Origin of the sequence: Paenibacillus sp. N3.4 (genome assembly GCF_008017805.1) — a bacterium.
Classification (GTDB): Bacteria; Bacillota; Bacilli; order Paenibacillales; family NBRC-103111; genus Paenibacillus_E.
Window position 1 is genome coordinate 44,459 of the sequence record NZ_VRTT01000040.1, and the last position, 21,924, is coordinate 66,382.

General features: G+C 45.1%; 17 protein-coding genes and 3 pseudogenes. 10 read left to right on the forward strand and 10 right to left on the reverse strand.

What is annotated here, in order from left to right:
* The first annotated feature begins 18 nt into the window (after window positions 1-18).
* The 6 genes and pseudogenes from pdhA (at window position 19) to FU659_RS35670 (ending at window position 5,286) form a co-directional block, all read left to right on the forward strand.
* Complete coding sequence (gene pdhA / locus FU659_RS19935) at window positions 19-1,101, forward strand: pyruvate dehydrogenase (acetyl-transferring) E1 component subunit alpha (RefSeq protein WP_147949177.1); 1,083 nt, start codon at window positions 19-21, stop codon at window positions 1,099-1,101.
* Window positions 1,102-1,158: 57 nt separating this feature from the next.
* Window positions 1,159-2,139, forward strand: a complete 981-nt coding sequence (locus FU659_RS19940; protein ID WP_147949178.1) for an alpha-ketoacid dehydrogenase subunit beta — start codon at window positions 1,159-1,161, stop codon at window positions 2,137-2,139.
* A 31-nt stretch (window positions 2,140-2,170) separates the two neighbouring features.
* On the forward strand, window positions 2,171-3,469 hold the full coding sequence (locus FU659_RS19945) for a dihydrolipoamide acetyltransferase family protein (protein ID WP_147949179.1): 1,299 nt from the start codon (window positions 2,171-2,173) through the stop codon (window positions 3,467-3,469).
* Between the two features lie 4 nt (window positions 3,470-3,473).
* Window positions 3,474-4,889, forward strand: a complete 1,416-nt coding sequence (lpdA, locus tag FU659_RS19950) for a dihydrolipoyl dehydrogenase (RefSeq protein WP_147949180.1) — start codon at window positions 3,474-3,476, stop codon at window positions 4,887-4,889.
* A 129-nt stretch (window positions 4,890-5,018) separates the two neighbouring features.
* Window positions 5,019-5,162, forward strand: a pseudogene (locus FU659_RS39360) (IS91 family transposase); the annotation flags it as partial.
* The gene (locus FU659_RS35670; RefSeq protein WP_187274278.1) at window positions 5,116-5,286 is read left to right on the forward strand and encodes a hypothetical protein; all 171 of its coding nucleotides are present in this window, start codon (window positions 5,116-5,118) and stop codon (window positions 5,284-5,286) included. The pseudogene FU659_RS39360 and the gene FU659_RS35670, both read left to right, overlap by 47 nt.
* A gap of 143 nt (window positions 5,287-5,429) precedes the next feature.
* Here FU659_RS35670 and FU659_RS19955 read toward each other — a convergent pair whose 3' ends face one another.
* The 9 genes and pseudogenes from FU659_RS19955 to FU659_RS19990 all read right to left on the reverse strand — a co-directional run bounded on the left by FU659_RS19955 (window position 5,430) and on the right by FU659_RS19990 (window position 14,596).
* Entirely contained in the window at window positions 5,430-6,104 is a 675-nt protein-coding gene (locus FU659_RS19955) for a YdeI/OmpD-associated family protein (RefSeq protein ID WP_147949181.1), read from the reverse strand.
* Between the two features lie 71 nt (window positions 6,105-6,175).
* On the reverse strand, window positions 6,176-7,417 hold the full coding sequence (locus tag FU659_RS19960; RefSeq protein WP_187274279.1) for an MFS transporter: 1,242 nt from the start codon (window positions 7,415-7,417) through the stop codon (window positions 6,176-6,178).
* A gap of 5 nt (window positions 7,418-7,422) precedes the next feature.
* Window positions 7,423-8,337, reverse strand: coding sequence for an ArsR/SmtB family transcription factor (locus tag FU659_RS19965; protein WP_187274280.1), 915 nt, complete (start codon window positions 8,335-8,337; stop codon window positions 7,423-7,425).
* 145 nt (window positions 8,338-8,482) lie between these two features.
* Window positions 8,483-9,570 (reverse strand): annotated as a pseudogene (gene serC, locus FU659_RS19970) (3-phosphoserine/phosphohydroxythreonine transaminase).
* Window positions 9,571-9,659: 89 nt separating this feature from the next.
* Window positions 9,660-9,794 (reverse strand): hypothetical protein, encoded by a 135-nt coding sequence (locus FU659_RS37385; protein WP_261807937.1) that lies wholly within the window; start codon window positions 9,792-9,794, stop codon window positions 9,660-9,662.
* Window positions 9,795-10,255: 461 nt separating this feature from the next.
* On the reverse strand, window positions 10,256-11,170 hold the full coding sequence (locus FU659_RS19975; protein WP_147949184.1) for a Rossmann-fold NAD(P)-binding domain-containing protein: 915 nt from the start codon (window positions 11,168-11,170) through the stop codon (window positions 10,256-10,258).
* A gap of 163 nt (window positions 11,171-11,333) precedes the next feature.
* Window positions 11,334-12,731 (reverse strand): ABC transporter substrate-binding protein, encoded by a 1,398-nt coding sequence (locus FU659_RS19980; RefSeq protein ID WP_147949185.1) that lies wholly within the window; start codon window positions 12,729-12,731, stop codon window positions 11,334-11,336.
* Window positions 12,732-12,819: 88 nt separating this feature from the next.
* Window positions 12,820-13,640: pseudogene (locus FU659_RS19985) on the reverse strand (carbohydrate ABC transporter permease).
* Complete coding sequence (locus FU659_RS19990) at window positions 13,637-14,596, reverse strand: carbohydrate ABC transporter permease (protein WP_397356125.1); 960 nt, start codon at window positions 14,594-14,596, stop codon at window positions 13,637-13,639. The pseudogene FU659_RS19985 and the gene FU659_RS19990 overlap by 4 nt, the downstream one beginning before the upstream one ends.
* Before the next feature lie 208 nt (window positions 14,597-14,804).
* Between FU659_RS19990 and FU659_RS19995 the strand changes: the two genes are divergently transcribed.
* From FU659_RS19995 to FU659_RS20010, 4 genes are all read left to right on the forward strand, one after another.
* Window positions 14,805-15,536: a glycerophosphodiester phosphodiesterase gene (locus FU659_RS19995; RefSeq protein ID WP_315971339.1), complete on the forward strand. Its 732-nt coding sequence runs from the start codon at window positions 14,805-14,807 to the stop codon at window positions 15,534-15,536.
* Between the two features lie 252 nt (window positions 15,537-15,788).
* Complete coding sequence (locus tag FU659_RS20000) at window positions 15,789-17,960, forward strand: AMP-binding protein (protein WP_147949186.1); 2,172 nt, start codon at window positions 15,789-15,791, stop codon at window positions 17,958-17,960.
* Window position 17,961: 1 nt separating this feature from the next.
* Window positions 17,962-19,131 (forward strand): lysophospholipid transporter LplT, encoded by a 1,170-nt coding sequence (gene lplT, locus FU659_RS20005; RefSeq protein WP_261807938.1) that lies wholly within the window; start codon window positions 17,962-17,964, stop codon window positions 19,129-19,131.
* A gap of 456 nt (window positions 19,132-19,587) precedes the next feature.
* Window positions 19,588-21,369: a methyl-accepting chemotaxis protein gene (locus tag FU659_RS20010; protein ID WP_147949187.1), complete on the forward strand. Its 1,782-nt coding sequence runs from the start codon at window positions 19,588-19,590 to the stop codon at window positions 21,367-21,369.
* A gap of 100 nt (window positions 21,370-21,469) precedes the next feature.
* Here the strand turns inward: FU659_RS20010 and FU659_RS35675 are convergent, their stop codons facing one another.
* On the reverse strand, window positions 21,470-21,700 hold the full coding sequence (locus tag FU659_RS35675; protein WP_187274281.1) for a hypothetical protein: 231 nt from the start codon (window positions 21,698-21,700) through the stop codon (window positions 21,470-21,472).
* Window positions 21,701-21,924: the final 224 nt, after the last annotated feature.

Consider the following 21,924-nt stretch of genomic DNA (forward strand, 5'->3'; position numbering starts at 1 on the left):
TATACGAGGTGAAATGGTATGAGTAAGCCACTTGTCAGCCAAGCAAATTATGAAGTGACCACAGAGAAGGTTGAGCCTTTACAGGTTCTTGCTCCAGACGGCACAATTGTCAATCCTGACAAAATGCCAAAACTTAGCGACGATCAATTAAAAGAATTAATGAGAAGATTGGTATTCACTCGCGTTTGGGACGAGAGAGCAGTTAATCTCGGTCGTCAAGGACGTCTTGGTTTCTACGCTCCGGTATCCGGACAAGAAGCAGCCATGATCGGTAGTGAATTTGCGCTTAATAAAGATGATTTCATTTGCCCAGGTTATCGCGATATGCCGCAGCTCGTGTGGCATGGACTTCCGCTTTATCAAGCATTTTTATATTCCCGCGGCCATCAACACGGTGGACAAATTCCGCAAGATGTACACGTACTTATGCCGCAAATTATTATTGGCGCACAAGTTCTGCATGCTACAGGTGTAGCTATGGCATTTAAGAAGCGCAACCAGCCGCGTGTAGCGATTACGTACACTGGCGACGGAGGAAGCTCCGAAGGCGATTTCTATGAAGGTATGAACTTTGCAGGAGCATTCAAGCTGCCTGTCATTTATTTTGTGCAAAATAACGGTTATGCGATTACGACACCTTATGCGAAACAAACAGCTGCTCAATCCGTGGCTCACAAAGCTCTTGCTGCTGGTATCAAAGGCGTTCAAGTGGACGGCATGGACGTTTTGGCGGTTTACCAAGCTGTTACGGAAGCTGCTGAAAGAGGACGCAAAGGCGAAGGCGCTACGCTGATCGAAGCATTAACCTACCGTTATCGTCCGCATTCCATGGCTGATGATACGACAAAATACCGAACTAAAGACGAAGAAACCGAGTGGGAGCCGAAAGATCCGCTTACACGTATGCGTTTATTCCTTACCAAAAAAGGTCTTTGGAGCGAAGAAGAAGAAGCACGCGTGAAAGAAGAAGCAAAAGCGACTGTTGCTGAACATATCAAAAAAGCGGAAGAAACTGAGAAAATGACAGTAGCCGGCTTAATTGATTCCATGTTCGAAGTTACACCAGCGCATCTTGAAGAACAGAAGCAAGCTTTTAAATAGGACTAAGCTTACGAAGCAAGTTTTCATCCGAAAACTATTAGGAGGCACGGAGAAGTCATGGCACAAATGACGATGATTCAAGCGATAAAAGACGCAATGCGCGTTGAACTGGAAAGAGATCCTAACGTAATTTTGTTCGGAGAAGACGTTGGCCATGTTGGTGGCGTATTCCGTGCTACAGAAGGTTTGCAAAAAGAATTCGGCGAAGAGCGCGTATTTGATACGCCTCTTGCAGAGTCGGCTATTGGCGGACTTGCCGTAGGTCTTGGTATTCAAGGCTTTCGTCCGATCGCTGAAATTCAATTCGTAGGCTTCATTTATGAAGCGCTCGATCAAATTTGCGTACAAGCTGCTCGTATGCGTTACCGTTCCGGCGGCCGTTATAACGCGCCAATCGTTTTCCGTACACCTTTTGGCGGCGGAGTTAAAGCGGCTGAACTTCATACAGATGCACTTGAAGGCTTGCTTGTTCAAACACCTGGTATTAAAGTAGTTGTTCCTTCCAACCCTTATGATGCAAAGGGACTGCTCATTTCCGCGATTCGCGATAATGACCCTGTCTTCTTTATGGAGCATCTGAATTTATATCGCGCGTTCCGCGCAGAAGTACCAGAAGGCGAATACACGATTGAGCTAGGTAAAGCGAATGTTGTTCGTGAAGGCTCTGACGTGACAATCATTACTTACGGTGCAATGGTTCATACATCCGTGAAAGCGGCCGAAGAGATCGAGAAAACACAAGGCGTTAAAGTTGAAGTTATCGATCTTCGAACATTGATTCCACTTGATATCGAAACGATCGTGGCTTCGATTAAGAAAACGAATCGTGCAATCATCGTACAAGAAGCGCAAAAAACATCAGGTGTAGCTGCTGAGGTTATTGCACAAATTAATGAAAAAGCGATTTTGCACCTGGAAGCTCCAGTTCTGCGTATTGCTCCGCCGGATACAATTTACCCATTCGCACAAATTGAAGACGCTTGGTTGCCTAGTCCAGCAAGTGTCATAGCAGGCATCAATCAAGTTCTCGAATTCTAATCACAGTCGAAGGTAATAGGAGGTAGTGCACGTGGCATTGTTTGAATACAAGTTTCCAGAGCTTGGTGAAGGTATACATGAAGGCGAGATCGTGAAGCTGTTGGTAAAAGCGGGTGACACCGTTACCGATGAAACGATTTTGATGGAAGTTCAAAACGATAAAGCCGTTGTTGAGGTTCCGTGCCCCGTTGATGGCAAAGTTGTGGCTGTGTCTGTGAAAGAAGGGCAAGTTTGCAACATCGGCGAGCTCGTGATGACGATTGAAGTAACAGGCGAAATTCCTGCTGCCTCCATTCACGGCGCTTCCAGCCACGCCGCGCCTGCGGATGCGGCGCCAGCTGCTGCCCCTGCAGCGGCAGCACCGGCTCCTGCACCTGCGCCTGCGGCAAGCAGCGCAGGCAAAGAAGTGCTTGCGACGCCTAGCGTGCGCAAGCTGGCAAGAGAAAAAGGCATCACACTCGCAGAGGTGACGCCTACAGGGAAGCACGGCCGCGTAACACGCGAGGACGTGCTTGGCTTTAACGGAGCAGCCGCTAGCGCAGCTCCGGAAGCGACAGAACCAGCTGCTGCAACAGCAGCTGGAGCGGCGGCACCTGCAGCGACTCCGCAGCAGGTTGTCGTGGGCGATCGCGTTGAAGAACGGATTCCATTCAAAGGAATCCGCAAAATCATCGCGAACGCAATGGTCAAATCCGTGTACACAGCTCCGCATGTGACATTGATGGACGAAATCGACGTAACGGCACTTGTCGCTCTGCGTGAGCGCACGAAGCCTTTCGCCGAGAAAAAAGGCGTGAAATTGACGTATCTGCCTTTCATCGTGAAAGCACTGATTGCGGCTTGCCGTCAATTCCCAGTGATGAACGCGATGATCGACGAAGAGAAGCAAGAAATCGTCTACAAAAAGTACTACAACATCGGTATCGCGACAGATACAGACAACGGCTTGCTCGTTCCTGTTATCCATGACGCAGACCGTAAAAACGTATGGTCAATCGCTTCGTCGATTAAAGATTTGGCTGTTCGCGGACGTGAAGGCAAATTGTCTCCGAACGAGCTTAAAGGCAGCACGATCTCCATCACGAATATTGGTTCCGTAGGCGGCATGTTCTTTACACCCGTTATCAACTTCCCTGAAGTTGCCATTCTGGGCGCAGGCCGTATTACAGAAAAACCTGTTGTGAAAAATGGTCAAATCGTAGCCGCTTCGGTTATGGCGCTTTCCCTGAGCTTCGACCACCGTATTGTGGATGGAGCGACAGCGCAAAGCTTCCTGAACTACATCAAGCAGCTTCTGGCTGATCCTGAGCTTCTTGTCCTGGAGGTGTAAAAGCATGGTAGTAGGAGATGCTTCTTTAGATATTGACTTGTTGGTCATTGGCGCAGGTCCCGGTGGTTATGTAGCGGCCATCCGGGCTGCTCAGCTTGGTCAAAATGTTCTTATTGTAGATAAATCGGAATGGGGCGGCGTGTGCTTGAACCGCGGCTGTATCCCTTCCAAAGCGTTAATCTCTGCTGCACACACGTACGAGCATGCCCAACATGCGGATAGCATGGGGATCTCCGTGGAAAACGTGAAGGTTGACTTCGCGAAAGTGCAAGCGTGGAAAAACGGTATCGTAGCTAAACAAACGGGTGGCGTTAGCGCGCTGCTCAAAGGCAACAAGATCCAAACGTTCCAAGGCGAAGTGATGTTCATCAATGAACACGAAGCACGTGTGTTTAACGATCAAGAGGCACCTCGTTACCGCTTTAAGCACTGTATCATCGCGACGGGTTCCCGTCCGATTGAACTGAAAGCATTCCCTTTCGGCGGAAGAATTATTTCTTCCACAGAAGCGTTGAACCTGCCTGAAATTCCGAAAAGCATGGTCGTTATCGGCGGTGGCTACATCGGAATCGAGCTTGGTCAAACGTATGCGAAATTCGGAACGAAAGTAACTGTGCTAGAAGGATCAGATGCTGTGCTTCCTGGCTTCGAGAAAGAATTAACGAAGCTTGTGGCACGCAACTTGGAAAAAGTCGGCGTAGAGGTTCATACCGAAGCATTGGCTCAATCCTGCACGAAGAACGAAAACGATGTTACCGTTACGTTTACCGTTAAAGGCGAAGAGAAGCAAGTTACTGCGGACTATGTATTAGTAACCGTTGGCCGTCGTCCGAACACAGATGGCGAGCTTGGTTTGGATCTCATCAACCTGAAATTGACTGATCGTGGTTTGATCGAAGTTGATAATCAAGGTAGAACGAGCATCCCGCACATCTTTGCTATCGGTGATGTTGTTCCTGGTCTTTCCTTGGCACATAAAGCTTCTTACGAAGCGAAAGTGGCTGCTGAAGCAATTGCAGGTCATTCCAGCATCGTAGATTACAAAGCTATGCCTGCTGTTGTATTCTCCGATCCGGAAATTGCCGGAGTCGGTTTGAGTGAGACGGAAGCCAAAGCACAAGGAATCAATGTCACAATTGGTAAATTCCCTTATGCAGCTAACGGCCGCGCTAACTCTTTGAATGCAGGCCAAGGCTTTGTTAAGCTTGTCGGCGACAAAGAAACGGGGCAATTGCTTGGTGGACAAATCGTTGGACCCGAAGCATCCAACCTCATTGGCGAGCTAGCGCTTGCGATTGAGATGGGCGCTAACTTGGAAGACATTGCACTTACCATCCATGCACATCCAACATTGACTGAAATGATTATGGATGCAGCGGAAGGCGCGCTTGGACACCCGATTCACCAACTGGGTAAATAAAAAGCGTTGATATTGGTTTCTCATACCTTTAGATAAAAAGTCCCGAGAGTTTGGCTTTTATGCCGCTCTACGGGACTCTTTTTTTAGAGATAAGAAAATTAACGTGGAGTTAAACTTACTTAAGCAGTTGTAAAAAATCATAAGGAACATATACGGCCAAATGTTCTCAACGAACTACGGAAATTCTGAGGATGGAATCCATAGAACGGCTTTAAACTTTTAGTCTGTGAAGGTTGTCATGACCTACGAAGAGTCCCACAAGGAAATGTCTGTCTCCGCAAATGGTATGTTTGGAATTGCAACACTGTTTTTCAGTGTTACAGCGGTCAGTCAAAGCAACAACTCCACTATAACGCTGAAAACCGTGCTTACAGATAGAAAAGTAGATCAAAAGTGACATGTTTGGAATTCCAACACTGTTTTGCAGTGTTACAGCAGTCAGTTCAAACAACAACTCCACTATAACGCTGAAAACCGTGCTTACAGATAGGATCGTCTGGATTTTCTTGCGATTTTTCTCGTCTGCTGGGGTCGTTGTTTTTATTCTTTCACCATTGGATTTTTGATTCCCCGCGCTAGTTTGTCTACGGTCTTTGTCACCCGCCCATTGCGGGTTTCTTCGCGTTTGGCCTCCGTTATCCAGCGCACGTATTCCTTCCGGTTCGTGTAAGACAGTGTTTCATAAAAAGACTGTGCTGCTGCATTCGTCAGGAACGCTCCCGCTAGATCGTCAGGAACGATCACAGTTTTATCAGCGATTGCAGGAGATGCATTTGCTGTATGCTCTGCTCGGTCAGCTACTCTTTCGCTTCGCTGCGACTTTACTAAACCGACAGGGCGAAAACGCATGGCGGACCATGTTTCATCAATAGAAACGAGAGACACACCTTCGAATTGCAGGTCAGTGACCGTTTGCCAACCGGAATCACGATGGATGTCCGTCTTGATTTTGCTTGTTCCCTTAGGGTAATTGATCCAAAGCATTCCCTCAGGTTTGACAGCCCTAATCGCATCTGGAGCCAGGTGCTGCACTTCAGCGAGATTATGAACGAAAACCTGCACAAAATCGTAAACTTGTTCGCTTTCCTTTTGCTCTGTGACAAGGACCCCCTCCGGTAGGGGATTCAACTTTTCTGCATATCCTTCTGGAGCGTTCATAATGAGCGCCCGCTTGCAGCCTGCCAGGCGCAGTTTTTTAATTAGATCGTTACTCACTGGGAGTTACCTCACTTTAGATAGTTGATGTCTTTTATTGTAAAAGGAGAAGATCCGTTTTGTCAAAAAAGTCAGGCTTCCAAACCTCTTTTTTCAAGCTGTATGGGTTTCAACTCCCCATCAATTCCTTTCATGACAGGCGCGAAATAGGCTGCTGCTGCAGTAATGATAGGAATGCTGCCAGCAACCGCAAGCAAGACAGGAAGTCCGAATACACTAGCTACGATTCCACCCATGTAACTTCCAACTGGTTGTAAGGAGCCTCCCACTATTAGCCGAGCAGACATGACGCGGCCCCTTAATTCACTAGGAACCAATTGAGCGTATAGGGAAGAACTGAATGTGCCGAAGAAAGGACCACAAGCGCCAAGCATGAGGATCCAGCATAACGCCAAAATAAACGAATGTGTTTGACTTAGAACGATATAAAGCATTCCATGAGCGAAAATACTCCCAAGCATCGGAATACGACGCCGTTTGAAATTGTTAATCAAAGAAACCAGTAAGGATCCTAGGCAAATGCCTGCTGCCATTACTGAGCTCAGCAGCCCAATTTGAGAGGGGTTTGCATGAAGATTGTGAGTTGCGAAGGGAATCATCATCCCGCCAACAGCAACCGAGCACATATTTTTAAGCGCGACACAGCACATGATTCCCAGTAAGGCAGGCGCTTTTTTGAAAAATGTAATGCCGTCCCAAAGCTCGCGAACATAGAGCCCAGATGTTGGTGAGTTGTTGGATTTGTTATTCATCAATTTTGTCGGAATCAGATAAATGAATAAGGCGGATAGAGCAAAACTAACGGCATCTATAGCCATTGCAGAAGGGGCACCTAATGTCGAGATAACAACTCCTGCAATAGCAGGACCTAGAATGACAGCCGCATATTGGGAGGAGTCAAAGAGCGAATAGCCGCGGACCAAAGATTGATTTGGAATAAAAGAAGGGAGAACAGCCATGCTAGCAGGCTGAAAAAGCGCAGAGGCAGCCGCGTTGATGATGGTCATTGTAAACAGAAGCCAGAGATGGGCCATGCCAAACACGCTTAGTGCAACTGTAATGCCAATCGCTGTAAATCGAATAAAATCAAGAAGAGCCATTAAGCGCAAGCGATGAACACGATCTATTAAAGGTGCTCCCATAAAGCGGATAAGCAATTCGGTGATTCCAGCTGCCATAGCGAGCGTACCCATAACCACCAAGGAACCTGTTGTTGTATAAACGAGCCATTGCAATGCGAATAGGCCGAAACAGTCACCTATGGTACTTATAATTTGTGCTGCAAACAACTTCCAGAAAGCCCCATTTTTCAATAATATCACTCCTCGTTGATGTAATCTATAAGCTTTCCTGTCATTTGAAAAAGCGTCTCATCACGAAGCGAATACGTGACATGACTCGTTCCTTCGGCTGTGACTCGAACGAGACCGGAAGCTCTGAGCGCAACAAGATGATGATGAACCGTGCTCTTAGCCAATCCGCTGAATTGAACAAGCTCAGTAAAATTTCTTGATTGTTTGCTCATAAATTTGAGCATCGCTAGTCGATTAGGATCAGCGAGACTGCTTAACAATCGATTTAGAGCTGGAGGCGGTTGCTGTGAGGGAGCTCTGCTAACATCGCAAGCATATAAGCAAACAATCATATTCTTGTAATGGCTGGATGTGTTCGTTGGATGCAGGTGATACTGCGGGACAAGACGAATTAGCTCCAGCTCTGGCGTAGGTAGCTGCCGGATGCCATTCGTTGCTTCTTCGAACAAGTCCTCAGGTGTCATGGCAGAGAGCCATGTTCGCTTTGTTTCGGCATCTTGCATCAGGCTCTCCATGATTTCTGCCTCAACCTTGGAGAAATATTCTTGGTCCCACCGACGGAGTAAGTGGACGGCTCGACTTTTTCTGTCCAAAATATTTGAGGGCAGGGACTCCAATTGTGGAGAGAGCAAGTGAAACAATTCAGCGGGCTGTAACTGATCTAACCAATTCAGAAACGAGCTTGTTGTAGCTTTTTGACTGTCAGGACATGAGCCGATTAACAAATCAATTCCTGTGAAATCGTCGAGTAAGGCAGCGTCAAGCTCTTGGGATAGAGAAGCGGATAGGCCGCTTTTGACTGATCTTCTCCAATCAGAGCCTAATGCTATGCCTTTAGTGATATTTTTCTTGCTGTACGCAAACAAACTGATGACTAATTCATAGGCGGGATTACAATCGATTTCAATACGGTAGCTCATATTTGTTCTACTCCAATCGAACATATTATAATTCTATTTTAATGAAACTCCAATAAAAGTCAAATGAAAAATAGCTACCCCTGAGAGCGGCTGCTCTTAAGGCTAGCTATTTAGGTTTTGCTATTTTAGGATGAAACCGGATTGATTACCTGTTTCTTCTGGAAAAATCAATCATAAAATCAGCAAGCGCTTGGCAAGCCTCAACAGGAACCCCGTTATAGGCAGACGCGCGGAGGCCGCCAACGCTTCGGTGTCCGGCTAATCCTTCAAAGCCGCGAGAATCCGATTCCTTAACGAAACGGCGTTCAGTCTCTTCATCGGCCATCCGCCAAGTGATGTTCATATCAGAACGATCCTTGTGATCAATAATACCTTTATAGAAGCCCTCGCTAGCATCAATAACATCGTAAATAAGCTGTGCTTTTGCGGCATTTTGCTGTTCCAAATAGGCGACGCCGCCTTGCAGCAAGGTCCATTTCAGAACGAGATTCATCATGTAAATGGCGTGAACGGGCGGAGTGTTATAAAGGGATTTATTTGTGGCGAAGTATCATAACGTAAAATTTCCGGTATATTCTTCGAGGCTTGCTTGAGCCAATCCTCTCGGATGATAACAACCGTAACGCCAGCTGGCCCCAGATTTTTCTGAGCGCCCGCATAGATCATGGCAAATTGCCTCATGTCGAGCTTCCTGCTTAACAGATCACTGGTCAGATCGGCAACCAGCGGGATGCTTCCAACAGTGGGAATATCATTATAGCGCGAGCCTTCTATCGTATTGTTGAGTGTGACATGCACATAAGCGGAATTGGGAGCAAGGTTAGTTTCATTGAATGCGGGAATGCAATGCCAGTTCTGTTCTTTCGAGCTTGCAGCCACATGAGTCTGCCCTACATAAGAGGCTTCTTTGTAAGCTTTTTCGGCAAAGCTTCCGGTTAGCGCGTAATTTGCCGTCTGATTGTCTGACAAAAAGTTAAGCGGCAATAGTGCAAACTGTGTGCTGGCACCGCCACCCATGAAGAGAACCTCGTATCCGCTCGGTAGGTCCAGCAGCTCTAAAAGAAGCTGTTGTGTCTCCTGATTGAGCTCCTCAACGGTTTGGCTCCGATGGGACATCTCCAGAAGTGAAATGCCTTTGCCTCGGTAATCCACGAGTTCCTCTTGCGCTTGTCGGAGTACTTCCAATGGTAATGCGGCTGGTCCGGCGTTGAAATTGTACAGTCTTTTGGTCATTTCTAAATCCTCCCGTATGTGGTTTAACGAACAAAAAACGCCCTCATCCGATTGGGACGAGGAGCGTTTTGCTCGCGGTGCCACCCAATTTAAGAAACGTTCGTGTGAACGCTTCTCCACTTGGTTCCGCTGTAACGGGCGGTGCCGGTTAACTTAGACATGACCTTGTTCCTGCTTGTAGGGTCAATCTTGGCGATAACGCCTCCGAGTTGGATTCTCTTCATAGGCACGATCAGGATATGTTGATTTGTTAGCAGTATATGCTCATTTAAATAATAAATCAAGGCTTTTCGTTAGAATCAGTGCTCGATTTTAAATAATCAGGTAAGAAGGGCGCCTGTGAATTAGGATCGAACCTTTTCGACAGCAATTGTGGAACGATTGGAAGGCAAGCGGACACAGGAGCAGTTATTTGTCATTTATTCCTTGCCATTTACCAGTTTGCGGACGCAGGTTCCGTTAAGGGCAGTGAAGTCGTAGGCATCGGCCCCATATCGCTCGTATAAGGGCGCTGATGTCCGCTAAGCTCCCAAATCGGTATCCAAAACTAAAATAACGGCTCCACTGTCCGTTTATCGCTCCGAGTCTCTATCTTCTCGCCTTGCGCCAAATTCAATAGCTATTTTTCTGATATGCTGAGGGTAAATGTGAGGTGGGAGTAAGAGGTAAGAACGGTTAAGGTTCCCTAGTCACTCATCAAATAGACCATAAGCGCTTTCTGAACATGAAGACGATTATCCGCTTGTTGATAAATAACAGAGTGTTCGGATTCAACAAGCTCTTCGGCGATTTCGAATCCAGGATGAATGGGCATGTCATGCATAATATAAGGTGTGAAGGCCCCGAGTGAGCTGCGATTTAGTTGATAGGGGAGCATAATCTCCATTCTCCGCTGCTTCTCCGTTTGATAATCGGGATGATGATAAAACTCCATATCCACCCAGGTGTCAGTGTACACAAATTGTGAGCGACTCACAGCTTCCTCGAGTGTCGGAATGTTATGTACATAGCCGCTAGCATAAGCCTCCTGCATAAGCGATTCGTCCCAGGAAGCATCATTTATGATAGGCGTAACTAATAGTAATTGAATGCCTAGTCGCATACATCCTGCTACCAAGGAATTCGTTACATTGTTATGAATACCGACATACGTTAGCGTAACTTGTTCAAAGCTGCCATTAACTTCATAGATGGTCATGAGATCAGCTAGAGCTTGACAAGGATGATAGCGATCACAACAGCCGTTAATAACAGGTACGGTGGAACTTTGCGCCAGTTGGAGCAAGTCCTCATGTTTTCGCAAACGAGCCATGATCATATCGGTGTTTCTGGAGACATATTTAGCTTCATATTGGATAGGCGATAAACTGAAGTTGCTTTTATCCCAATCCATAACTGTCGGATAGCCACCCAATTGCTGAATACCGTTATGAAAGGAGAGGTAGGTGCGAGTAGACGTTTTTTGAAATAGGAGAAGGAGACTTTTTCTTGAACATGAATCCGCGTAAGCTTCGGAATTTCTTTTCATCTCAAGTCCGGAGATTACAATCTCACGAATCTGGCTGCCGCTTAATTCTTTTAAGGATAATAAGTGTTTCATCCGAATACCTCACTCACTTATGAATAATTATACAATTAATTGTATATAAATACATTTCGAAAAGCAAGCTTTTCCCTGTCAAGAATAACTTTGAACTTTGGTGTACTTCGAAACGAAAAAAGAAAAAAGGCTACGCGTTTACTAAACGCATAGCCCCTTTGTGTTATTTCACTGTTTTATTATAAGCAGCAATCTTCTCAGTGATGCTTTTTGCAGCGGCGTCAAGCGCGTCTTTTGGTGATTTCTTACCTGTTAATGCTTCTTCGATGGCCGTTTCAACGAGTTGACGAGCTTCTGGGAATACGCCCATAACGGCACCTTGCGTCGCTTTGTTAGCCTTCGTTTTGTGCAATTGATCAATCGCTGTTTGGAATTGCGGGTATTTAGCAAGGTTGTCTTTCACAAGCTGTTCGTCATATGCTTTTTTGGTAATCGGGAAGTAGCCTGTATTTACATGCCACCATGCTTGTGTTTGTGGATTTGTCAGGAACTTAATGAATTCCCATGCTCCTTTTTGCTCGGCTTCGGATTTATTATTTAAGATGTAAAGACTTGCCCCACCTACAACAACGCCGCCTTCTTTGGCATCAGCAGGTTTTGGCAGGGTACTTGTTCCAACTTGGAATTTTCCTTCCGCACCGCTTACAATACCGCGAAGTGAAGCTGTGGAATCTAAAGTCATTGCGACTTGACCTGCTAAGAATGCTTTCTTCGTATCATCTGTTTTGCGTCCAAGGTTGGAGGAAGTTTTGTTGTCGACCATCTCTTTCCACCACGTCAATGTTTTTACGCCAGCTTCATTGTTGACCAATGATTCTGTTGCAGCAGCGGTACGACCATTCCCGTTATTGAGGTATTCAACGCCTTGATTCGCAAAGAATTGCTCCATAAACCAGCCGTAAATCGCAAAGGAAGAACCGGATTTGCCATCTTTGCTCAGCGCTTGCGCGGCTTTGGTAATTTCTTCATACGTTGTCGGTGGTTTTTCAGGATCAAGACCGGCAGCTTTAAACATATCTTTGTTGTAGTAAAGAATTGGATTCGAGGTATTGAAAGGCATCGAATACAATTTGTCATCGAATTTATAGTAATTTAAAATGTTGTCTTCAAGCTGGGTCAGATCAAATTTGTCGGCATCTACAAACTTTTGTACAGGTGTAATGGCCTTGGAGTCGATCATGAAACGGGAACCGATTTCGTATACTTGAATGAGGGATGGACCACTTTTCGTATCCATGGAAGCTTTCATTTTGTTCAAGCTTTCATCGTATGTGCCCTGGAAAACAGCTTCTACCTGAACATCCTTATGGGAAGAATTGAAATCTGCTACGAGTTTGTCGACCGCTTTACCGAGCTCTCCACTCATGGAGTGCCACCAGATTACTTTAACAGGGTCGGCTGTTTTTTTCACATCTGCGGCAGTTGGGCTGGCGGATGGAGAAGACTTGCTATCTGCTGTACTTCCTGGTGTAGTCGTTTCAGACTTGCCGCACGCGCTAGTCAGCAATACCATAAGTGCTGTCAAAGCAATGACGGAGCTTCTCGTTTTCAATGTTTTCATTTCTTTGATTCTCTCCCTTAATGGTTCTTTTTTTATGGTGATCTGTCGCGAATTGTATCGAGACAGAGGATCCAACCGGATGATTGCGTTAACCTTTTACAGCACCTGCAGTAAGTCCGCGAACGAGTTGCTTTAGTCCCAGAACTAGCAGCAGAAGGGATGGAAGCAAGACGATCGTAACCCCTGCCAGAACCAAATTCCATACGGTTAATTCTTCGAATTGCAGCATGGCTATGCCGATTTGTACGGTACGCATGCCTACGCTATTCGTAATCAGAAGGGGCCATAAATACATATTCCATGAGCTTAAGAAGGCGTAGACGGCTAAAGTGGCAATCGCAGGGCGCGCGAGGGGCAGGACGATGCGGATAAAGCAGCGAATGTGTCCGCATCCGTCGATCCTTGCCGCTTCAAACAATTCCTTGGGCAGCTGTAGAAAAAATTGACGTAAAAGGAAGGTGCCAAATGCAGTAGCCAGAAACGGAACAGTTAAGCCTTGCATAGTGTCTAGCCAGTCCCATTTTTTTACTAATAAATAATTGGGAATAATGGTGACTTCCCACGGAATCATCATGGTTGCCATAAAGACGGCAAAGATGAACGATTTGCCTTTAAATCGAATGTTGGCAAAGCATAGGCTGCCAAGCTGGAAGTGATCAACTGCCCAACCATGATAATGAGGGATACCATTAAACTGTTCGCCAGAAATTTCGCAATGGGAACCAGTTTAAAAACAGCGATGATACTCCCCATATAAAAACTGCTTGGCCAAAGCTTTGGCGGATAAGCGGATGCTTCATCAGGTGTCATGAAAGCTGATGTAAACGTATAGAACATAGGGTAAAGAATAAGTGCAGCGAAAATCGTCAACAACAGATAAACCATTGTATTTTGCAGGCGATGGGTCATTGATAGTGCACATTCCTTTCAAAAACTTTGAATTGGACGATAGTTAGAATGAGAATGAGAGCAAACAACACAAGCGCTTGCGCACTTCCTGTTCCGAATCGGAAATTGATAAACGCATCCTGATACAAGGAGTAAACGAGCACATCGGTGGAGTTCACTGGACCACCTCTCGTCAAAATATGTATTTGTCCAAAGGACTGGAATGCACCGATAATCGAAACGATGGTTACAAAGAAAACGGTTGGTGACAGCAGGGGGAAGATGATTTGAACAAAGGTTCTGACTGGACCTGATCCATCGATTTTGGCACTGTCGTAGATATCGTCCGGAACGCCTTGAAGGCCGCTAAGCAGAACGATGTAATTAAAGCCAAGATTCATCCAGATGGTCATCATGGATACGGAAAGCAATGCCCAGCGTGGATCTGTTAGCCATGCTACGGGAGCTATGCCGACACAGCTAAGCAAGTAATTGAGCATGCCAACACTTGGATGAAACAGCATCATCCAGATCACAGCTGAGGTGCCGACAGACAGAACGACAGGCAGGGAGAAGATGAATTGGAAAATGCGCATACCCTTTAGGTGATTGTGGGTTAATGCTGCAAGCAAGAGGGCAAGCGCAATGCCTGTAGGCACAGTCAATAGTGTAAAGAGGCCGGTAACTTCGAGACTCTTGTAAAATCGTTCCGAAGTAAAAATAGCAACAAAATTATCGAAACCTACATAGGAAGCTATTCTGCCGCGAGGATCTGTTTCATGAACGCTAAGATAGAAAGTTTGTAGTAGTGGATAGAAGAGAAAGACGGCAAACAAGAGCAGAGAAGGGGAGAGGAAGACATAGCCAAGTAGTGTTTCTATCCATTTCTGCACGGATAGGGTTCGGGTTTTATTTTGAATATGAACGGGTGATTGTGCTGATGTTTTAAGGGGTAAATCTCTTTCCATCGTATTCACTATGAAATCCTCCACAAACATAATTAGACTTGTATGAACTCTTTTTAGACTAACCATCAATTATTTGACCCATGTTAAATACATTATAATTATTTGTGGATTTGAAACTGTCTCTTTACTTAACCTTCATGAACCTTGCTATGGGCAACAGCGGGCATGTTCATCTATAATTTGAGCATAGTGTGTAAAAATAGAATTAGGAGAGTTGATGATGAGCGGAAATAAACCTATTGTTATTGGACATCGTGGAGCAGCAGGAGAAGCGCCTGAAAATACGTTGGCTTCTTTCGCACTTGCTCTTGAACAAGGAGCAGATGGCATTGAATTGGATGTTCATCTATCTGCGGATGGCGAGATTGTCGTTTGTCATGACCCTGATTTGGATCGGACTACGAATGGTACTGGGTTTATTCACAGGAAAAGTTGGGATGAAATTAAACGATTAGATGCGGGGCTATGGTTTTCGGAGGCTTATACCGGGGAACGAGTACCCTTGCTGCGGGAAGTATTTGAACTTGTGCCATCAGGAATATTGATTAATATAGAAGTGAAGCATGCCTATGAAGGTCATATGGAGAAGGCCTTATTAGCATTTCTTCAAAAAAGCGGCAGATGGGAAGATGTAGTCATCTCATCGTTCGATCACAAAGTGATTCGCCGAATCAAACACGCAGAATCGAAAGCAAAAGTAGGACTGCTGTATGCAGCTAATCTCATCGATCATGCCGCATATGCTCGGCAAATTGACATTGATGTGTTCTCCTTGCACCCTTATTTCCATGCCATTGAGAAAGAGGATGTGCAGGGCGCGTTAGCTGCAGGGCTTGAGGTTTACCCTTATACAGTCAATCGGGTAGAAGATTACAAGCGACTTATTGAAAAAGGGGTCTCGGGAATTATTACGGATTTTCCTGCTAAGCTGAGAGATCTATTGAAATAAGCGTTACGCATGCGTATAGGATGCCAAAGAGTAACGAATTGAATAGACCGTATCCTTTGGAATAGGACGGTCTATTCGTATGTCTGCAGCTTTTTTTTGTAAACGCATTCATTGAGGCGGTTCAACGGCATATTTTTTCGGGTACTACACAAAGTTAGTACTACCAGCTCCAGCATAAATACATATAATGAAATTATGACCAGGTATTAAGAGAAGCCCAAAAACAGGAGAATAAGCTAGGAGGAGTGGCTCATGCTCAAATGGTTGTTTGTTACACTTGTAAAATGGATCCTTCCGGTGTTGCGTCCGATCATTCTGGCTAGTTTTCGTGTAAAAGTCAAAGGGATGGCACACATGAATGTTACGGAAAAAACGGTGCTTATGCCGAATCACGTCTCATTGCTCGATGCCGTCATACTCGGTTTGATTTTGCCACAGGAAGTAGCCTTTGTTGTGAATACGAAGATCGCGAATCGTTTAGCTTGGCTGCTCATTTTTCGAGCGCATATCGCTGTAGACCCTTTGAACCCATACTCAGTAAGAACGATGCTGAAAACGGTGCAAAGCGGCAAACCTTTGGTCGTTTTTCCGGAAGGGCGGATCACAACAACCGGGGGCATGATGAAGATATATGCAGGCATAGGTTATATTGCGTTAAAATCGCAGGCGCTCATCGTCCCAGTGGCTATTAACGGATTGGAATACTCGAAGCTATCTTATCTTCGGGGCAAATTACAGCAGCGCTGGTTTCCTGCGGTGAGCATTGCGTTTGGCGAAGCTTTCCAAGTGTCGATTCGTGAAGACATTCCGAAACGATTACAAAAAGAAAGAGCCACGGATACCATTCGCAGCCGGATGCAAGATCATTTGTTGCATAGTCGCCTGAAGCCCGAGCTCAATTTATTTAATGAATTGCTTCTGGCTGCCAAACACCATCATCCCTCCTTCGTTGTTTGCGAAGATATTGTCAGCGATACTTCCTTGACCTACCGTAAGTTGCTATTAACGACCTATACGATGGCGGATCGCTTGAAAGGCGAGCTTACCAATCAGAAACGAGCTGCTGTCCTATTGCCGAATGCCGCGGCTCATGTTGTCACCTTGTTTGCAATGTTTCGTCTAGGCGTAACACCAGCGATTTTGAACTATTCCGCAGGGAATCAGACGATGCTGGAGGCCTGTGAAACGGCCATGGTGAGAACGCTTATAACATCCAAAGCGTTTATTGAAAAAGCGGGACTGAATGAATTTATCCAGTCAGCCTCTCGCACCTATACGATTATTTATCTTGAGGACATCAAAGAAAGTTTGACCTGGAAAAACAAATTAACAGGCACGATTCATTATCTGAAGAAAGCCAAAGGTCCTGTAGGAGAAAACAAAAATGAGGTCGTACTCTTTACTTCGGGAAGTGAGAGCAAGCCTAAGGGAGTTGTTCTTACACATCGCAATGTGTATGCGAACATTCAACAATCACGGACTGTGATCGCGTTCAACTCTACCGATATCGTACTCGGCGCTATGCCGATGTTTCACAGCTTTGGTTTGACGGCAGGAACGATGCTTCCTATGCTTTCCGGCATGAAAGTCGTGCTGTACCCGAACCCGCTGCATTACAAAGTGATTCCCGAACTGGTTTATGATCGGAATATAACGATTTTATTTGGCACCTCAACGTTCTTAGCCGCTTATGCGAGAACAGCGCATCCGTATGATTTTGCCCATTCGCTGAAATATGTGGTCGCCGGTGCGGAGAAGTTGAAAGAGGATGTCAGGCAAATCTGGGTTGATAAATTTGGTATACGTATTTTGGAAGGGTATGGCACGACCGAGACATCGCCTGTCGTTTCCCTGAATACACCTATGCATGCGAAAAAAGGAACTGTCGGTCGACTGCTGCCCGGCATGCAAGCTCGCATTGAAGCTGTGGATGGCATTCAGCATGGAGGTCATTTGCTTGTAAAAGGACCGAACGTGATGAAAGGTTATTTGATCCATGGGAAGGGCTTTGTGCCATGCCCAGAATGGTACAGCTGCGGAGATGTTGTTCAAATCGATGATCAGGGCTTCATCACGATTCAAGCGAGATTGCAATCTTTTGCCAAAATCGGCGGTGAGAAAATATCATTGCCGCATTTGGAAGAACTTGCTGCTGCGGCAATGACTCATCAAACCATTTGTGCAGCGATAAGCGTTCCGGATGCACGCAAAGGGGAGCGAGTTATTATGTACCATAATGATCCCGATGCTCACATTCAAAGTGTTAGAGAGTTCATGAAGCAGCAGGGCCAACCTTCGATCTATATTCCTTCAGAGCTTCGATACATGCAGAAGCTGCCACTTCTGGGAAGCGGGAAAGTCGATTATGTAACGATCAAACGTTTGGCTATGCAAGATGAGCTTGAACTTAAAGGAGCGAATTAGTATGAAGATGAAGCCACTTCTAACCTTGTACGTGACGCAGTTTCTTTCCGCTTTTGCAGATAATATGATTCTATTCATTACCCTTGCCATTATTAAACAGAATGCGTTTCCGGACTATTACATCGGTGTTGTGCAGGCATCTTTTCTTGTTGCTTTCGTTGTTTTAGCTCCTTTCGTAGGTGCTTATGCGGACAAAAATCCTAAATCTCATGTGCTGCTTGTCGGAAATGGAATCAAAGCCATTGGTATTGTCGCCTTGTTCCTGCATGTCGATCCTGCTGTCAGCTATGGTATCGTTGGTATTGGAGCGGCTGTGTATTCTCCGGCCAAATACGGTATTTTGCCTTCGCTTACGCATTCCGACACGGAGCTGCTGCAAGCCAATGCGCGCATTGAGGGTTTTACGATCATGGCTATTTTAACGGGTTCAGTATGCGGAGGTTTACTGGCAAGCTATTCCTTAACTGGTTCAATTATTGCGTGTCTGTCCCTTTACATCATTTCTTTATTGATGACGCTGCAAATTCCCAAAATTCAAGGCAATCCAAGCATTCGTTACGGAAAAGAAGCCAAAACTTTTTTAAAGGATGTAGCTTCTCTGTTAAAAGATCGCACAACCCGCTTTTCACTTGTGGGTACCGGCTCCTTTTGGATGACATCTTCCGTCGTTCGACTTGCTATTATTGCTTGGATACCTGCGCATCTAGGTATTGAATCGGTTGATCAGATTTCCATGCTTGTAGCGATTACGGGGATTGGAATTATGGTGGGTGCACTCATGACGCCGAAGCTCATTCCTGCTCGTAAATATTATAATTCGTATTTATTTGGGATTCTGATGATTGTCAGTATATTGTTATTCCCGCTCATTACGAATTTATATGTGACGATTGGACTTTTGCTTCTTATTGGGTTCAGCGGTGGAGTGTTTATCGTTCCGATGAACTCAGTTCTACAAGATAAGGGGCAAGGCATGGTTGGAGCGGGCAAAACGATTGCCGTTCAAAATCTTGTAGAAAATGCGTTGATGCTGTCAGGCGTAGGCATTTATACACAAATCTCGAAAGTTGGCATTTCCCCTGATATCTCGATTACCGGTATTGCTGTCATATTGGCAGGGTTTGTGGGATATCTCATTCTCCAGCGTCAACGTTTAAAAGTAGTCGTATAGGAACAAAACAGGTTTGTTAATAGCAGAAGGAATCCACTTAGATTGTCTAGAGTGGGTTCTTTTTTATTAGGTAGAATGTATTTGTCTATACATTTGCTGCGCATCTACCCTGACAAGCTCGCTCGTCCTTGAAGGACGACGAAGTCGTTTATCCTCGTTTGGTAATGGATAAACATGATTGTGGTTAGGGCACGTGAAACCTTATGTCAGATCCTCTGCCATCGATTGAAAGGGGATTTCCAAAATTATCAATATTCATCATATAACGATTCGACAAACAACCACTCCTATAAATCTGGATAACTAGGTGAGACTATTGATGGAACAGGGTTTTTTTGGAATAAAGTCTTTACATGACAGATACTCTTTTGTAAAATAAACCATAGGTAAATTAATTTACTCGATGTAAGATATTATGTCACTAAGGATTTAAGACTCGGGAGGAGAACACGTAATTTGAAATTCAAGATGAAATTGAATCCAAAAAATGTAAATCGCATAAAACATGTAAGTAATTTTTCGTTCAAACTGTCCATACTGCGTAATATGAAGCTTCGGTTTAAGTTGCTGCTTATGAATGCCATTGCTATTTTCTTTTTACTTATTGTTGGAGCAACAGGTTATTACTATATGGATAAGATGGCCAGTAATTCTACTAAGATGTATGAAGAAAGTCTGCTTTCTGTTAAATCGATTAATCAATTAAAAGCCAATTTTAGTGAAACAGAATCTAATTTGCTAGAAATGATGCTGTCCATAGACGTAAAGTATAAAGCAAAATTGAAAGCTAAATTAGATGAAAATACGATGATAAATAATGAACTGGTCACGAAAATCGCACGTATGGCTTCGAATGAAGAAGAAGCTATCGCTTTTCGAAATTTCGAGGGACCCAACATGACATATCGTGAAGCCATTGTTTCAACTATGGGGCAGGCCTCGCAAAATAATCAGGTCGCCTACCAAGTCTATAATCTGGAGGTGTCTCCTAAGCGTGATAAAACTATCGAAATGTTGAACAAGCTGGTTGCTCTCAAAGAATCGGCTGCTGAACAATTCCAAAAAGAAAGTACGAGCAATTCTCAAACTTCGCATGTGGTGATTATCTTGGCGATTGTTATTGCCATTATGATCATGACGATCAATGCATTAGTCCTAAATATGATCATTGCTACGCCTATTCGGCGATTGCAAAATCATATGGAAAAGGCGGCCAATGGCGATTTATCCGTCCAAGGCAACTACCCTTATGAAGATGAAGTCGGTAAATTAACGGGATCTTTCAATATTATGACGGAAAACTTGCGCAGTTTGGTGGCGCAAATTGCTGATAATGCATTGACATTATCAGCCAGTTCGCAAGAGCTGCTGGCGAGTTCCGAGCAAAGCTCATTGGCAGCTAAGCAGGTAGCCGAATCGAGTCAACACCTTTCTGAGGATTTTGAAAAGCAGGCTGTTGGCGTCAATCAAGCCAATGCAGCTGTCCAGCAAATGATGAACAGCACGAATCTCATCGAAGAGTCTGTGAATGAAGTAACGCTGCTTGCTGTACAAGCAACAACAGCTGCTCAAATGGGTAAGCACTCAGTTAGATCGATAGGGGACCAAATGAACGAGATTTCAGATGCGGTGATAGAAGTTAAGCAGGTCATTGAGGCTCTAGGTAAAAATGCACATCAGATCGGCGAAATCGTTAGCGTTATCAATGGAATTTCAATTCAAACGAATTTGCTTTCTCTGAATGCTGCTATTGAAGCAGCTCGTGCTGGAGAAGCCGGACGCGGTTTCGCTGTTGTAGCGGGTGAAGTGCGCAAACTTGCTGAGCAATCGTCCTCTTCCGCGCGAAATATCACGAACCTTGTTTCTACGATTCAGAGACAAATCAACCATGCAGTAAGCTCCATGCAAGACGGAGCAAGTAAAGTAGAAGCTGGTTTAACAATTTCCGGTGAAGCTCAAGAGTCATTCGTTCATATCGAAACGTCCATCGATCAAGTGAATGCAAAGGTGGAAAGCGTAAATCAAAGTATTCACCATCTGGTTGAGGCGAATGTACGAATTGAGCAAGTGATGAGTATTGTAAGCGCTGTTTCCGAAACGGGCATCACTTTGAGTCAAGAGACGTCAGCTGCAAGTCAGCAGCAAATAGCGACGACGGAAGAGATCGAAAATTCCGCCAAATCTTTGGCGGGACTAGCGGAGAATTTGCAGATTTCGTTGCAGAAATTTACTGTGTAGTGCGCCCGCGGGGGTGTACGCCGCGCGGCTGTAGCGCTGATTTTCGGTGTTACAGAAGGCGAGAGTTCCGATGGAGGTGCCGTAAGCAGGAAAAACGAGCTTACAGCATCGGAGAGCTTCTATGCTCCCATTCATGGAGCACCAATGGATTCACCTGATAGCAACGGACTCTTTGCTGGCCTTTTCCTGCTGATTGGAGTAGCTTCTTTAGCATCATAGCTTGTAAAATCTGGCGAGCTTTCTCATTTCCTATGTTGAGAATCAGACACACATCCTGCGGTGTTAAAGATCTGTTTAATGTGAGCGCAAATCCCAACACTTCTTTTTCCATATAATTGATGAACAGCTTTCGCAAACTCGTGACTTCAGTCGTGAGTTAGAAAATTTCGGATAGGGCGTGGCTTTTGCCACGTCAACGATCCGACACATATCAAGGAAACGGGTACAAACCATGCCATGTAGCGAACATATGTGCTATAATAGATGTATATGCCAAGACGAAAGGAGGTCGTGTTCGCCATGTTGCATCATAAAGCATTCAAATTTCGAATATTC